Consider the following 13913-nt stretch of genomic DNA (forward strand, 5'->3'; position numbering starts at 1 on the left):
TCGCGCAGCGCGCGCTCGATCTCGGGCGAGAACGGCATGCCGCAGTTCAGGCGCAGGAAATGGTCGAAGCGGTTGGAATTGGAGAACATCACGCCCGGCACCACGCGGATGCCAGCCTTCAGGGCTTCGTCGAACACGGCCTCGGACGATACCGGCCCGGGCAGCTCCACCCACAGGTGCAGGCCGCCGTGCGGATCGGAGGCGCGCGTGCCGGCCGGGAAATCGGCTGCGATCGTCTGCGCCACCTGCGCGCGCTGGCCGCGCAACTGCTCGCGCAGGCGCCGCAGGTGGCGCTCGAACGCGCCCGAGCCCATGTAGTCCGCCAGCGCCATCTGCGCCAGCAGCTCGTTGGGGCGCGACTGGCTGTACTTGAGCATTTCCACGCGCGCCTGCCAGCGGCCCGCCGCGATCCAGCCCAGCCGCATGCCGGGCGCGAGCGTCTTGTGCAGCGAGGCGCAGTGGATCACGCCGCCGTCGCGGTCCCATGACTTGAGCGCCGCGGGCGGCGTGTCGCCGTCGGCCAGCGCGGAGAAGCAGTCGTCCTCGACCAGCGCGATGTCCCGCTGCGCGCACCACGCCACCAGCCGGGCCTTGTTGTCGTCCGGCATGATGCAGCCGAGCGGGTTCTGCAGGTTGGGCACCACCACCACGGCGCGGATGTTGTCGTAGGTCTGCGCGGCCAGTTCCAGCGCCTCGAGCGAGATGCCGGTCTGCGGGCTGCTGGGGATCTCCAGCGCGCGCATGCCCAGGCTCTCCAGGATCTGCAGCAGGCCGTAGTAGGTCGGCGACTCCACCGCGATCACGTCGCCGGGGCGCGCCACCGCGCGCAGCGCGAGGTTGAGCGCCTCCGTGCAGCCGTGCGTGACGAGGATGTCCTCGGGCGCCACCGTGATGCGCGACAGCAGCGCGTGCCGCGCCAGCACCGCGCGGAAGGCGGGGTGCCCGCCGGCATCGGCGGCCGTGCCGAACAGCTGCGGGTGGCGCCGCAGCGCGCGCGCCGCCGCGTCGCGCAGCGCCTGCGCCGGGTAGAGCGAGGGCGCGGCGCAGGCGCCGGCGAAATTCACCGCCACCGGGCGCTGGCGCCCGCGCGCGGTGATGGCCGAGATGCGCTCATGGATGCCGACGTACTGCGCCGGGTCCGGCAGCGTGGCCGCCGGCTCGGCGATCGGCGCCAGCGGCTTGTGCGGCGCGCGCGCCGGGGGCCGCACGAAGTAGCCCGAGCGCGGCCGCGCTTCGAGCAGCCCGTCGCTTTCCATCTGCCGGCAGGCCTGCAGTGCGGTGGACAGGCTCACGCCGTGCAGCTCCATCAGCGTGCGCACCGACGGCACGCGGTCGCCCGGCTTGAGCGTGCCGGCCTCGATGGCATGGCGGTAGTGCTGCGCGAGCTGGCGGTAGAGCGGGGCGGAATCCATGCGGCATGGTGGCGCGGCGGCGGCCTGCGCAACAGATACAGATGCGGGGGTTCTGTATCGTAACAGATGGCCTGCGTGTGTTCTGTTATGGTCCGCCCCGCGCGGGCGTGTGCCTGTTTCGTCCCGGCGCCGGCCGATAGTCTGGAGCCCTGTCCATACCGCAGGAGCCGCACCATGCCGGGCTACCGTTCCGACCCTTCCGATCTCATGCAGCCGACCGCGCCGGTGATGCCGGCCACGCCGGCCGCCGCGCCGCAGGCGCAGATGCTCGACCTCGAAACCAGCCGTGTGCTACGGTTCCATGCCAAAGCCGGCACCACGCTGCACGTGCTGGAGGGCGAGCTTGCCGTGTCCGGCGCGCCGCGCTGGCTGGCCGGCACGGTGTGGCGGCAGCCGCAGCGCCTCGCCGCGGGCAGCATGGTGGTGCTGCCCGCGGGCTGGGTGGAGGTGCTGGCCACGCGCGCCGCCACGCTGCGCCTGCACGCGCCCGCCGCGCGGCCGTGGCCGCGCTGGCTGGCCCGCTGGCTGTCCCTGGCCGCGCCGGCCAGCGCATCGCAATGTTTTCACGGAGAGCAACACAAATGAGCGAACTGGCAATTTCCTATGACGACGTGGCCGCGGCCCACCGGCGGCTGGAGGGCGTGGCCCACCGCACGCCGGTGATGACCTCCACCTATGCCGATGCGAACAGCGGTGCCGAGCTGTTCTTCAAGTGCGAGAACTTCCAGCGCATGGGCGCGTTCAAGTTCCGTGGCGGCTACAACGCCATCGCGCAGTTCACGCCGGCGCAGCGCAAGGCGGGCGTGATCGCGTTTTCCTCGGGCAATCACGCGCAGGCCATCGCGCTGTCGGCGCGGCTGTTCGGCGTGCGCGCGGTCATCGTGATGCCGCAGGACGCCCCGGCCATCAAGATCGCCGCCACGCGCGGCTACGGCGGCGAAGTGGTGCTGTACGACCGCTATACCGAGGACCGCGAAGCCATCGGCCGGCGCCTGGCGGAAGAGCAGGGCCTGACCCTGATCCCGCCGTACGACCACCCGCACGTGATGGCCGGGCAGGGCACGGCCGCCAAGGAGCTGTTCGAGCAGGCCGGCCCGCTCGACGTGCTGATCACCCCGCTCGGCGGCGGCGGGCTGCTGTCCGGCTGCGCCGTGGCCGCGCGCGCGCTCAACCCGGACTGCCAGGTGATCGGCGTCGAGCCGGAAGCCGGCAACGACGGCCAGCGCAGCCTGCGCAGCGGCAAGATCGTCCATATCGACACGCCGGAGACGCTGGCCGACGGCGCCCAGACCCAGCACCTCGGCAACCTCACCTTCCCGGTGCTGCGCAGCCTCGTGGACGACGTGGTGACGGTCAGCGACGCCGAGCTGGTCGAGGCGATGGCGTTCTTCGCCGGCCGCATGAAGATGGTGGTCGAGCCGACCGGCTGCCTGGGCGCGGCGGCGGTGTTTTCCCGGCGGATCGACGTCGGCGGCAAGCGCGTCGGCGTGGTGCTCTCGGGCGGCAACGTGGACCTGGCGCGCTTCGCCTCCCTGCTGCAGGCGGCGCGGCCGTAGGCGGCGGCCCCGGCGGCGCTCAGGGCTGCGCGTCGCGGGCGCTCAGCAGGCCGTGCGCGACCATGTCCAGCGCCGGGCGCGTGTCGCCGTTCTTGTCGGTCCAGACCTTGGGCGTGAGGCTGCCCGACAGCGCCACCGATTCGCCGTCCTCGAGCGCCAGCAGCGCGGCGCGCACCTTGTCGGCAAACGCGATCACGTTGACGATCACGGTATCGCCGTCGCCGGCCGTGGCCTTGAGCCGGGCGGTGACGAACAGGCTGCCGCCCTGGCCGCTGCGTTCGCTGGCGTGGCCGTGCAGGCGGCCGCTGACTAGTCCGTCGATCATGGTGTTCCTTGCTGTCATGGGAGTGGCCGCCGTCGCTGAGTTCGCCGCCGGGGTGCGGAAGATCTCATAATTTCGCCGCCGCGGGGCGAAGAATGCGGGGCCGGGGCCGAAAAACTATAAAATTGCGGTCCGGCCAGCCCGACGCTCAACCAGAGTGCAGTCCACGCCCCACGCGGGGCCGACCCACCGGCCGCAGAATTCCAGGTTCCCATGCTACGTCTAAGTGAAGTCAAACTCCCGCTCGACCATGCCGCGAGCGATCTCGAGGCCGTGGTGCGCGCACGCCTGGCCGAGCTCGGCGTCAAGGCCGATGGCTTGGTCGGGTTCACCGTGTTCCGCCGCGCGCACGACGCGCGCAAGCGCTCCGACATCAAGCTCACCTACATCATCGACATCGAGGTCAGGGACGAGGCCGCGGCGATCCGGCGCATGGCGGGCAAGCCCAACTGGAGCGTGACGCCGGACATGGCCTACCGCTTCGTGGCGCAGGCGCCGGCGCAAGGCACCCGGCTGCGCCCGGTGGTGATCGGCATGGGCCCGTGCGGGCTGCTGGCCGGGCTGATCCTGGCGCAGATGGGTTTCCGTCCCATCATCCTGGAGCGCGGCAAGGAAGTGCGCGAGCGCACCAAGGACACCTTCGGCCTGTGGCGCAAGAGCGTGCTGAACCCCGAGTCGAACGTGCAGTTCGGCGAGGGCGGCGCCGGCACCTTCTCGGACGGCAAGCTGTACAGCCAGATCAAGGACCCGCGCCATCTCGGGCGCAAGGTGCTGGACGAGTTCGTCAAGGCCGGCGCGCCGGAAGACATCCTTTATCTCGCGCGCCCGCACATCGGCACCTTCCGGCTGGTCAGCATGGTGGAGAAGATGCGCGCCGAGATCTTCGCGCTGGGCGGCGAGATCCGCTTCGAGACGCGCGTCGACGATTTCGACATCGACAACGGCAAGCTGCGCGGCCTCCGGCTGCACGGCGGCGAATACCTCGAAGCCGACCACGTGGTGCTGGCCGTGGGCCACAGCGCGCGCGACACGTTCCAGGTGTTGCACGACCGCGGCGTGTTCATGGAAGCCAAGCCGTTCTCGCTGGGCTTTCGCATCGAGCACCCGCAGGGCCTGATCAACCGCAGCCGCTTCGGCAAGTTCGCCGGCAACAAGCTGCTCGGCGCGGCCGACTACAAGGTGGTGCACCACGCCAGCAACGGGCGCGCGGTCTACAGCTTCTGCATGTGCCCGGGCGGCACCGTGGTGGCGGCGGCGTCCGAGCCGGGCCGCGTGGTCACCAACGGCATGAGCCAGTATTACCGCGCCGAGCGCAACGCCAATGCCGGCATCGTGGTCGGCATCACGCCCGAGGACTATCCCGGCGGCCCGCTCGCGGGCATCGCGTTCCAGCGCCACTGGGAAGCGCGCGCCTTCGCGCTGGGCGGCAGCAACTACAACGCGCCGGCGCAACTGGTCGGCGACTTCATCGCGCGCCGGCCTTCGACCGCGCTCGGCTCGGTCGAGCCGTCGTACAAGCCGGGCGTCACGCCGACCGACCTGTCCACCGCGCTGCCCGAGTACGTGACCGAGGCCATCCGCGAGGCGCTGCCCGAGCTCGACAAGAAGATCGCCGGTTTTGCCATGCACGACGCGGTGCTGACCGGCGTGGAGACGCGCACTTCGTCGCCGCTGCGCATCCGCCGCGACGACAGCTACCAGAGCATCAACGTGGCGGGCCTGTACCCGGCCGGCGAGGGCGCCGGCTACGCGGGCGGCATCTACTCGGCGGCCATCGACGGCATCGAGGTGGCCGAGGCCGTGGCGCTGAGCATCGTCAACGGCGCCTGAACGTGCGGCGCCGGCTCAGGCCGCGCGCGCCAGCCACGCGGCGGCACCCAGCCCGGCCGCGCGCCCGCTGGCGAAGCAGGCGGTCAGCAGGTAGCCGCCGGTGGGCGCTTCCCAGTCCAGCATCTCGCCGGCGCAGAACACGCCCGGCACGGCGCGCAGCATCAGTTGCGCGTCCAGCGCCTCGAACGTGACGCCGCCCGCGCTGCTGATGACCTCGTCGAGCGGGCGCGCGCGCAGCAGGCGCAGCGGCAGCGCCTTGAGCGCGGCGGCCAGCCGCGCCGGATCGGCGAACTCTTCCTTCGACAGGCATTCGCGCAGCAGCCCGGCCTTGACGCCGGTGATGCCGAGCCGGCTCTGCAGATGGCTCGACAGCGAGCGCGCGCCGCGCGGGCGCAGCACCGCCTCGGCCACGCGCTGCGCGCTCAGGCCGGGCGCGAGGTCGAGCTCGATCACGGCTTCGCCGGTGCTTTCCAGCAGGTCGCGCATCGGCGCGCTGAGCGCATAGACCAGGCTGCCTTCGATGCCGCCCGCGGTGACGACGAACTCGCCCTGGCGATCGTGCCGGTGGCCGTCGCGGTCGCGCAGGCCGATCGCCACGGCCTTGACCGGCTGCCCCGCGAAGCGCGTGCCGAAGTGCTCGCTCCAGGCCACGTCGAAGCCGCAGTTGGCGGGGCGCAGCGGCGCCACCTCGACGCCGCGCGCGGCCAGCAGCGGCACCCACACGCCGTCCGAGCCGAGCCGCGCCCAACTGCCGCCGCCGAGCGCCAGCACCGTCGCCGCCGCGTGCACGCGCAGTTCGCCCTCGGGCGTGGCGAAGCGCAGTTCGTGCGCCGCGTTGTCAGTCACGTTGTCCGTCGCCTCGTCCACCCAGCCGAGCCAGCGATGCCGCATATGGAAGCGCACGCCGGCCTCGCGCAGGCGGTGCAGCCACGCGCGCAGCAGCGGCGCGGCCTTCATGTCGGTCGGGAAGACGCGGCCCGAGCTGCCGACGAAGGTCTCGATGCCCAGGCCGTGCACCCATGCGCGCAGCGCCTGCGCATCGAAGCCGGCCAGCAGCGGCGCGATCCGCGTGCCGCGGCTGCCGTAGCGCGCGAGGAACGGCTCGGCCGCTTCCGAGTGCGTGAGGTTCATGCCGCCGCGCCCGGCCATCAGGAACTTGCGGCCCACCGAGGGCATGGCGTCGTACACGTCCACGCGCCAGCCGCGCGCGGCCAGCGCCTCGGCCGCCATCAGGCCCGCGGGGCCGCCGCCGATCACGGCGACGCTGGCGGAGGAGGGGGAGACGGCGGGTGCGGGCATGTGGGAATCCGGGGACGGGCGGCGGGGGAGGGCGGAACGGATTATATAGGGCGCCATCTCCGCCGGCGGCTGATAAGATCCGGCCCTCGACTTCATCGATACGCGCATCCACGCGCACCGCCATGACCACGCCGCTGCCCGCCCCGGCCTTCCGCCTTGCCACGCGCCTTGCCACGCGCCGCCTGCTGGCGAGCCTCGCGCTCGGCCTGCTCTGCGCCGCGCCGCCCGCGTTCGCGCAGGAAACCGCGCAGGGGCTGCAGGACAAGGCCATGCGCGGCGACTTCCTGTCCCAGCGCAACCTGTCGTATTGCCTGCAGTCCGGCTGCCTCGGACTGGAGAAAGACCGCGTGCGCGCCTGCGCGTGGCGCAAGGTGATCCTGCTGTCCGGCGACCGCCATGTGACCGACCTCGACACCGCCAATCTCGAATACGTCTGCGGCAAGCTGAGCGCGGCCGAGCGCGAGTCGGCCATGCGCCAGGCCGACGCATTGGCCAGGCAGATCCAGGGGCAGCGCCGCTGAGCGGCGGCGCGCGGGGCCGGCGCTAGAATGGCGGTTTCGCGCCGCCAGCCATCGTCATGACTTCTGCCCCGCCGTCCACCGAAACCGTCCTGCACGCCACCCGGCAATGGCTGGAGCGCGCCGTGATTGGCCTCAACCTGTGCCCGTTCGCCAAGTCCGTGCACGTGAAGCGGCAGATCCGCTACGCGGTCAGCGGCGCCACCGACGCGGAAGGCGTGATGGCGGACCTGGAGGCCGAACTGAAGCTGCTGGCCGAGGCCGACCCGGCCGAGATCGACACCACGCTGCTGATCCTGCCGCACGCGCTGGCGGACTTCCTCGACTACAACGACACGCTGTATTTCGCCGAGCGCCTGCTCAAGAGCCTGCGGCTGGCCGGCACGCTGCAGATCGCCAGCTTCCATCCGCACTACCAGTTCGAGGGGAACGGGCCGGACGACATCGAGAACTACACCAACCGCGCGCCCTATCCGATCCTGCACCTGCTGCGCGAAGCCAGCATCGCGCGCGCGGTGGCGGCCTTCCCGGACGCGGCGGACATCTACGAGCGCAACGAGCAGACCATGCGCCGGCTCGGCCTGGCCGGCTGGCAGGCGCTGATGCGCGACTGAGCGCGACTGAGCCGGGCGCGGCGCGTCAGTTCGTCACTGCGCTACCGCGCAGGCATCCTCGCTGTGCTCGCCGGTATAGAAGCGCCCCGACATTTCCTCCAGCCCCAGCGTTTTCAGCACCTCGTTGAGGCGCTCGGCGGGCCGGCGGCGCGGCAGGTCCTTGTACTGCGCGATGATGAGCTCGTTCTTCATCGAGTGCTCCCAGCCCACCAGCTCGGTCACGCTGACCTGGTAGCCGTGCGCTTCCAGTTGCAGGCAGCGCAGCACGTTGGTGACCTGGCTGCCGAACTCGCGCGTGTGCAGCGGGTGGCGCCAGATCTCGGTAAGCGGGCTGGCCAGCGCGCGCGCCTTGTTCCTGCGCAGCACGCCGGCCACCTCGGCCTGGCAGCAGGGCACCACCACGATGTACTTCGCGTGCCTTTCCAGCGCGAAGCGGATGGCGTCGTCGGTGGCCGTGTTGCACGCATGCAGCGCGGTGACGATGTCGATGGTGGCCGGCAACTGCGGCGAGGCGATCGAGTCCGCCACCGACAGGTTGAGGAAGGACATGCCCGCGAAGCCCAGCCGCGCGGCCAGTTCCTGCGAGGTGCGCACCAGTTCCTCGCGTGTCTCGATGCCGTAGATGCGCGAGCCGTCGAGATGGTCCTTGAAGAACAGGTCGTACAGGATGAAGCCCAGGTAGGACTTGCCCGCGCCGTGGTCCACCAGCGTCACGTCGGGATGGTCCTGCTTGAGGTCCTGCAGCAGCGGCTCGATGAACTGGAACAGGTGGTAGACCTGCTTGAGCTTGCGGCGGCTGTCCTGGTTCATCTTGCCGTCGCGCGTGAGGATGTGCAGCGCCTTGAGCAGCTCGACGGACTGGCCGGGACGGATTTCGTGCGGGCTGGCCGCCGCTGCGGCGGGCGTCTTCGACGCCGGGGACTTCTGGGCCATCTGGGGAACCTGGAAAAACGGGGTGGGCGCCGTCGGCGCCAAAGCGGCAGTTTACCGAAAGTCGCCCGCGCCCGGGCGGAGTGACGCCGGCGCCGCAGGCGGCGGCGCGCCTACAGCAGGCAGTAGTCCACCGGTGCCAGCGGCGGCGGCAGGTCGGTTTCGCCGAGCGCTTCCTTGATCGTGATCTCGATGGCGCGGCACATCGCGTCGAGCGGCAGGTCGTTGGGCGAGGTGCCGAACGGCTCTTCCAGCTCGTCGCCGAGCGCGTCGAGGCCGAAGAACGTGTAGGCCACCAGCCCGACCACGATCGGCGTGAGGAAGCCGGTGGTGTCGACCAGCCCGAACGGCAGCAGGAAGCAGTAGAGATAGGCGGTGCGGTGCAGCAGCAGCGTGTACGAGAACGGGATCGGCGTATTGCGGATGCGGTCGCAGGCCACCGCGGTGGCGGTCATGGCCGACAGCGTGCCGTCGATCGCCACCGCCAGGCACGGGTCCACGCGTCGCTGCCGCACGCACTGGCCCAGATCCTCGCCCATGCGCATCATCAGCAGGGCCGGGGCGTTGGTGCTGCCGGCGAGCGCTTCGTGCTCGGCGGCGGCCAGCCACGCGCGGTCGATGCCGGCATCGGCGCGGTTGCCGCGCAGGCGGTTGCGCAGCGCGCAGGCGAAGGCGATGGCGCGCAGCAGCATGCGCCGGCGCACCGCGCCGGGCTCGGCCGGCGCATGGCCCGGCGCGGCGTCGCCGAGCAGGCTCATGCACTGCCGCGCGAGGTCCTGGCTGCGCACCACCAGCTCGCCCCACAGCTTGCGTCCTTCCCAGAAGCGGTCGTAGGCGGCGGTATTGCGAAAGCCCAGGAAAATGGCCAGCGGCAGCCCGATCAGCGAGAACGGGATGGCCGTGAGCGTGACCTTGTGCTGGAAGAAGGCGCCGTGGGTGACGGTGACGGCCACGGCGAGCAGCAGGTTCACCAGCAGCACGCGCCAGATGCGCGACAGGATCGAGCCTCGCAGGACCAGGAACAGCCTGAGTCCCGATGGGCGGTCTCGCACGATCATCTGGTCTTCCCCTTTTTTGTTGCGGTGCGGCGTTGCGCGAATGGGCAGGAGTTTACCTTTTGCCCGACCGCGAGGCTCAAGTTTTCCCCGAAACAGCCGTTGGTGTAGTGCGCGCTAGAAAGAACATAGATCAGCAGCGCGCAGTGCCTGCCATCAATCGCATGCCCGCCGCGCACGGCCAACATGGCCAAATTGGCGAATTTGGCCAGCAGAGGCTTCCTCGCCGCGAGGCGGGGGCGGGGCGGGATTGCGCAGGGCGCGGCGGTCTGGACCGCGCGCCCGCCAACGATCCATCGGGGGAAAGACGGAATGGAAAGCCGGGGAGAACACCCAGTCAGCGCCGCGGATGGCGCAACGCAAAACACAGCGGAAAACACAGCGGAGAATGCGGTGGAAGGCGCGGCGGAAGGCGCGGCGGAAAGCGGCCTGCGGATCCGCCTCGACGAGGCCACGCGGCATGTGCACGCCGCCTTTGCCGCGGTGCCGGGCCGGATGCCGCCGGACCGCGCCGCGCTCGAGGAAGCGCTGGCCGCGGCCGGCTGGCGCGGTGCCCGGCTGGACACCGCCACGGTCGGCAATTTTCTCTCGCAATGCCAGCGCGCCACCGAAGGCGCACCGGTGGAAGCGCTGATCGGCGAGGTGACGGACGGCTATTTCGAGATCGACGTCAGCGCCGACAGCCTGAGCGTGCGGCTCAACCTGCTGCCGGCGCAGGGCGGGCGCGACGTGACGCGCGACGCGGTGCGCGCGGCGCTGGCCGAGCGCGGCATCGTGGCCGAGGTCGACGCCGCCGCGCTGCGCGGCGCCTTCGAGGCGGGCGCCTGCGAGGGCCTGGAGATCGTCGCCGGGCGCGCGCCGCTGCCCGGCACGCCGGCGCGCTTCGAAAGCCTGCTGGCGCCGCGCAAGCCGCTGGTGGAAGAAGACGACAGCGGCCGCATCGACCTGCGCGATCTCGGCACGCTGCTGCTGGTCAACCCGGGCACGCCGCTGATGCGCCGCATCCCGGCGCGCCAGGGCACGGACGGCCTCGACGTGTTCGGCAAGGTCGTGCCGGCGCCCGAGGCGGAAGACCCGCCCTACGCCGACGGCCTGACCGGCGTGGTGCCAGACCCCGCCGATCCGCAGGTGATGCTGGCGGCCATCTCCGGCTCGCCCGCGCTGCTGCCGCACGGCGTGTCGGTCAGCCCGGTGGTGGACGTGGAAGCGGTGGACATGCATTCGGGCAACGTCACCTTCGACGGCACCCTGCGCGTCAACGGCGACATCAAGACCGGCATGACGGTGCGCGTGACCGGCGACGTCATCGTCAGCGGCACCATCGAGGCCGCCCACGTGGAGGCGGGCGGCGACGTGGTGGTCAAGGGCGGCATCATCGGCAAGGCCGAAGGCCCGCACCCGGCCGGCGACGGCGCGGCGGCGCTGGCGAGCGTGCGCTGCAAGGGCCGGCTGCACGCGCGCTTCATCGAGAGCGCGGTGGTCGAGGCCGGCACCGACGTCACCGTGGAAAGCGGCATCCGCCAGAGCGAGGTGGCCGCCGGAAATGCCGTGTTCGCCGGCCCCAAGGGCGGGCAGGGCAACATCACCGGCGGGCGCATCCGCGCCAAGACGATCGTGCGCACCGCCACGCTCGGCGCGACCGCCGGCACCGCCACCGTCGTGCAGGTCGGCACCAATCCCTATGCCGAGGCGGAAAAGGCCGAGGTCGAGGCGCAGCGCCGCCAGATCGACGCCGAGCAGGCCAAGGTGCAGCAGCTGGTCAGCTTCTTCGCCAAGCATCCGGAGAAGGCTTCCGGCGACCTGCGCGAGAAGGCGCGCGCCACCCTGTTCAAGCTGACGCGGGACGCCATCGGGCTGGACGCGCGGCTGGCGAAGCTGGCCGAGCAGCTGCACCCGGCGCCCGACGCGGTGATCGAGGTGAGCCGGCGCATCCACGGCGGGGTGGTCGCGCATATCGGCCAGAAGTCGCTGAAGATCATGGAAGACAAGCCGGGCGGCCAGTTCCGCATGGTCGAGGGCCGCGTCACGCTGGTCTGACCCGCGCCGGCGCCAGGGACCGCCCGCGTTGCCGGGCGGTTTTTTTTTGCGCGCCGCGCGCCCGCCCGCGTGGCCGGCTGTGGCGGTGCGGCGTTTCGCCGCGGTAGCGCGCCGGTACGTGCCGGTAGCGCGCCGGTAACGCGCGGCGGAACACGTTACGTGACGCGTAACACGCGGGAACGCGCCACCATGCGCGCCATCCCGTCATCCCAGATTTTCCGATTCCCGCAGATCCTTGCCAGGCAAGGGTTTGCGGGCGGCGCCGCGCGTCCGGCCGGGCCGGCGGAACCGGCGCCGGCGCCTGGCATGTGCCTTGCGATCTCTCTGCATCATCGGGCGTCCGCCGCTGGCGCCATCCGGATCACAGAGCACAGAGCAGAGGAGCAATCATGGATATGGCACTCACCGCACGCGCCAACGTCGACAGCATCATCCCGCGCGGGCTCGCCTCGGCCCGGCCGCAGTGGCAGGGCGTGCGGCCGCAGAGGGCCGCGCACGACGCGGCGCCCGTGCGCGCGGTGGTGATCGACGAATGCGCGCTGCTGCGACTGGGCCTGAGCCGCATGCTCGAGGCCATGCCCGGCGTCGCGCGCGTGGAAAGCGTGGACCCGGACGAGCTGCCGGGGCACGCCGGCGCCATCAGCGAGGCCGAGCTGCTGGTCTTTGGCATGCCGCAGGACGTGACCAGCGGCTGGCGCATGCTGCGCCAGTTGCGCAGCATGCTGCCGACGCAGCGCGTGCTGCTGCTCTCGGACAATATGTGGCTGCACATGCCGCCGCCGGAAATGGGCTACGGCATCTGCTGCTGCCTGCCCAAGACGGCCGCGCTGGTGACGCTCGAAGCGGCCATCGCCAGCATGCTGGAGGCGCAGGTCCTGGCGGCGTGAGGCGCGCGCCGGCGCGCCGGCACGGGCGGTAGCCGTCACGGCCACCACCCGCGCGGCGGATTTGCGGAAATTTCTGGATACCTGTTCGGAAGCGGCTGATTGGTCGGGACCGTTCTACTGGCTACAGTAGCTTCGTACCGCTCTCTCCCCGGGGGTGGTATTCCCGATGAGGGTCCATCCCTTGGCCCTCCTTCCGTAGCGCCGCATGCTTCTGCATGCGGCGTTTTTTTTACCGCGTTCTCGCATCACGCGCGCCGGGCGCACGCCGGGCACGTTCAGGCCGGCGCGGCGCCCGTGGCGATCTCCGCGCCGCGCGTCGCGGCGCGCCACGACGCGCGGCTGTCGCGCTCGGTCAATTCGCCGCGCATCCCGCGCATTCCGCGCACGTCGTGCGTTTCGTGCGTTTCGCGCATCTCGCGTGCATCGGCAAAGTCGGCGGCGTCGAGCCATACCGACAGGAAGGCGCCCATCGCGTCGAGCAGGGTGTCGGAGTTGATGCCGGTGGGGCCGCCCACCTTCGGGCAGATCACCAGGCGCGTGCCTTCGTGCGAGTACACGCGCAGCGTCTTCACCAGGTCGGCCGGCTGCAGGCGATGCTCCGAGCAGGGCACGCCCTGGAAGCCGAGCGCCAGCAGGAATTCCTCTTCCTCGGCCTGTCCCGTGCACAGGATCACCTTGGGCCGCATGCGGCGGCGCAGCTCGGCGATGAAGCGGAAGCGCCCGCCCTGGCGGCAGAAATCCACGTAGCGCCAGTTCGGGCTCAGGTAGGGATTGCGCCGGAAGGTCTCGATCTGCGAGAGGTCCATGTGCTGCGGCTTGGGCAGCGGGTAGAGGTTGAGCTTGAATTCCCAGCCGCCGGGCGCGTAGAGATGCCGCTCGAAATACGCACGCCAGTCCAGGGCCGGTATCGTCTCGCGCAAGGTGGCCGCGCGCGTGGCCGCCATGATGCGGGCCAGGCGCTGGTGCGTCTGCCAGCGCGGCATGTCGTGGCGATGGCGCTCGCGGAAGGCCGCGTCCCATGCCGGCGGCTCATGCGCGGGCGCCACCGCCGCGCCCGCGGCCAGCAGATGCGGCTCCTTGTCGCAAAGCCAGATCGCCGCACCGATGTTCCCGCCCTCCATGCCGGCGTATGACGAGAAATATGCGTCCAGCTCCTCGCTGCTGAAAATCGATGCCATTGGATGTCTCATTGATGCAAGCTCGCCATTCCCGCTCCCCGGTGTCTCTGCTGGACATATGGGGTTCCCGTTCTGCCGTCGGCGGCCGGCCGGGAAGCCGGCGCACGACGTTCTGCCGTCATGCATGCGCAATCGCCGTGCCACCGGCGCGGCGCGGCGTCCGCGGGCGCGCGGGCGGGCCTCGCCGCGCGCCCGCGGCCAGGCCGCAAGCCGCGCCGCGCAAGGGTTTGCGGGGAACGGGACAAGGCCGCGGACGGGCACGGCGGCGCGGCGGG

General features: G+C 71.2%; 13 protein-coding genes. 7 read left to right on the top strand and 6 right to left on the bottom strand.

Annotated features, from left to right (window positions below):
- On the bottom strand, positions 1–1412 hold a 1412-nt coding region (locus K206_RS0113715), incomplete at its 3' end, for a PLP-dependent aminotransferase family protein (protein WP_020202977.1).
- A gap of 174 nt (positions 1413–1586) precedes the next feature.
- Between K206_RS0113715 and K206_RS0113720 the strand changes: the two genes are divergently transcribed.
- The gene (locus K206_RS0113720) at positions 1587–1997 is read left to right on the top strand and encodes a hypothetical protein (protein ID WP_020202978.1); all 411 of its coding nucleotides are present in this window, start codon (positions 1587–1589) and stop codon (positions 1995–1997) included.
- On the top strand, positions 1994–2968 hold the full coding sequence (locus tag K206_RS0113725; protein ID WP_020202979.1) for a threo-3-hydroxy-L-aspartate ammonia-lyase: 975 nt from the start codon (positions 1994–1996) through the stop codon (positions 2966–2968). Before K206_RS0113720 ends, K206_RS0113725 begins: the two co-directional genes overlap by 4 nt.
- 19 nt (positions 2969–2987) lie before the next feature.
- On the opposite strand, the gene K206_RS0113730 is transcribed toward K206_RS0113725, so the two are convergent.
- On the bottom strand, positions 2988–3293 hold the full coding sequence (locus tag K206_RS0113730; RefSeq protein ID WP_020202980.1) for a single-stranded DNA-binding protein: 306 nt from the start codon (positions 3291–3293) through the stop codon (positions 2988–2990).
- Positions 3294–3503: 210 nt separating this feature from the next.
- Here K206_RS0113730 and K206_RS0113735 point away from each other — a divergent pair, with 210 nt between their 5' ends.
- The gene (locus K206_RS0113735; RefSeq protein ID WP_029043606.1) at positions 3504–5120 is read left to right on the top strand and encodes an NAD(P)/FAD-dependent oxidoreductase; all 1617 of its coding nucleotides are present in this window, start codon (positions 3504–3506) and stop codon (positions 5118–5120) included.
- A 15-nt stretch (positions 5121–5135) separates the two neighbouring features.
- Here K206_RS0113735 and K206_RS0113740 read toward each other — a convergent pair whose 3' ends face one another.
- Positions 5136–6419: a TIGR03862 family flavoprotein gene (locus K206_RS0113740; protein ID WP_020202982.1), complete on the bottom strand. Its 1284-nt coding sequence runs from the start codon at positions 6417–6419 to the stop codon at positions 5136–5138.
- A gap of 122 nt (positions 6420–6541) precedes the next feature.
- Between K206_RS0113740 and K206_RS0113745 the strand changes: the two genes are divergently transcribed.
- The gene (locus K206_RS0113745) at positions 6542–6940 is read left to right on the top strand and encodes a hypothetical protein (protein ID WP_020202983.1); all 399 of its coding nucleotides are present in this window, start codon (positions 6542–6544) and stop codon (positions 6938–6940) included.
- 56 nt (positions 6941–6996) lie between these two features.
- Positions 6997–7551: a DUF1415 domain-containing protein gene (locus tag K206_RS0113750; RefSeq protein WP_020202984.1), complete on the top strand. Its 555-nt coding sequence runs from the start codon at positions 6997–6999 to the stop codon at positions 7549–7551.
- 33 nt (positions 7552–7584) lie between these two features.
- Here the strand turns inward: K206_RS0113750 and K206_RS0113755 are convergent, their stop codons facing one another.
- Positions 7585–8484, bottom strand: coding sequence for an SAM-dependent methyltransferase (locus tag K206_RS0113755; protein WP_020202985.1), 900 nt, complete (start codon positions 8482–8484; stop codon positions 7585–7587).
- A 110-nt stretch (positions 8485–8594) separates the two neighbouring features.
- Positions 8595–9539 (bottom strand): bestrophin family protein, encoded by a 945-nt coding sequence (locus K206_RS0113760; protein WP_020202986.1) that lies wholly within the window; start codon positions 9537–9539, stop codon positions 8595–8597.
- A 390-nt stretch (positions 9540–9929) separates the two neighbouring features.
- Here K206_RS0113760 and K206_RS0113765 point away from each other — a divergent pair, with 390 nt between their 5' ends.
- On the top strand, positions 9930–11573 hold the full coding sequence (locus K206_RS0113765) for a FapA family protein (protein ID WP_020202987.1): 1644 nt from the start codon (positions 9930–9932) through the stop codon (positions 11571–11573).
- A gap of 389 nt (positions 11574–11962) precedes the next feature.
- Positions 11963–12460 carry a response regulator transcription factor gene (locus tag K206_RS38195; RefSeq protein ID WP_020423776.1) on the top strand — a complete coding sequence of 166 codons (498 nt, stop codon included), beginning with the start codon at positions 11963–11965 and terminating at the stop codon, positions 12458–12460.
- Between the two features lie 275 nt (positions 12461–12735).
- Here K206_RS38195 and K206_RS0113775 read toward each other — a convergent pair whose 3' ends face one another.
- A complete protein-coding gene (locus K206_RS0113775; RefSeq protein ID WP_020202989.1) occupies positions 12736–13638 on the bottom strand; it encodes a hypothetical protein in 903 nt (300 codons plus the stop codon).
- Positions 13639–13913 lie beyond the last annotated feature (275 nt).

Source organism: Cupriavidus sp. WS (assembly GCF_000395345.1).
Classification (GTDB): Bacteria; Pseudomonadota; Gammaproteobacteria; order Burkholderiales; family Burkholderiaceae; genus Cupriavidus; species Cupriavidus basilensis_B.

Excerpts from the sequence above, each read along its gene's own strand:
- K206_RS0113750 (WP_020202984.1), top strand. The coding sequence starts at position 6,997 with ATGACTTCTGCCCCGCCGTCCACCGAAACCGTCCTGCACGCCACCCGG.
- K206_RS0113760 (WP_020202986.1), bottom strand. The coding sequence starts at position 9,539 with ATGATCGTGCGAGACCGCCCATCGGGACTCAGGCTGTTCCTGGTCCTG.
- K206_RS0113725 (WP_020202979.1), top strand. The coding sequence starts at position 1,994 with ATGAGCGAACTGGCAATTTCCTATGACGACGTGGCCGCGGCCCACCGG.
- K206_RS0113720 (WP_020202978.1), top strand. The coding sequence starts at position 1,587 with ATGCCGGGCTACCGTTCCGACCCTTCCGATCTCATGCAGCCGACCGCG.
- K206_RS0113735 (WP_029043606.1), top strand. The coding sequence starts at position 3,504 with ATGCTACGTCTAAGTGAAGTCAAACTCCCGCTCGACCATGCCGCGAGC.
- K206_RS0113730 (WP_020202980.1), bottom strand. The coding sequence starts at position 3,293 with ATGATCGACGGACTAGTCAGCGGCCGCCTGCACGGCCACGCCAGCGAA.
- K206_RS0113755 (WP_020202985.1), bottom strand. The coding sequence starts at position 8,484 with ATGGCCCAGAAGTCCCCGGCGTCGAAGACGCCCGCCGCAGCGGCGGCC.
- K206_RS0113740 (WP_020202982.1), bottom strand. The coding sequence starts at position 6,419 with ATGCCCGCACCCGCCGTCTCCCCCTCCTCCGCCAGCGTCGCCGTGATC.
- K206_RS0113745 (WP_020202983.1), top strand. The coding sequence starts at position 6,542 with ATGACCACGCCGCTGCCCGCCCCGGCCTTCCGCCTTGCCACGCGCCTT.
- K206_RS38195 (WP_020423776.1), top strand. The coding sequence starts at position 11,963 with ATGGATATGGCACTCACCGCACGCGCCAACGTCGACAGCATCATCCCG.
- K206_RS0113775 (WP_020202989.1), bottom strand. The coding sequence starts at position 13,638 with ATGGCATCGATTTTCAGCAGCGAGGAGCTGGACGCATATTTCTCGTCA.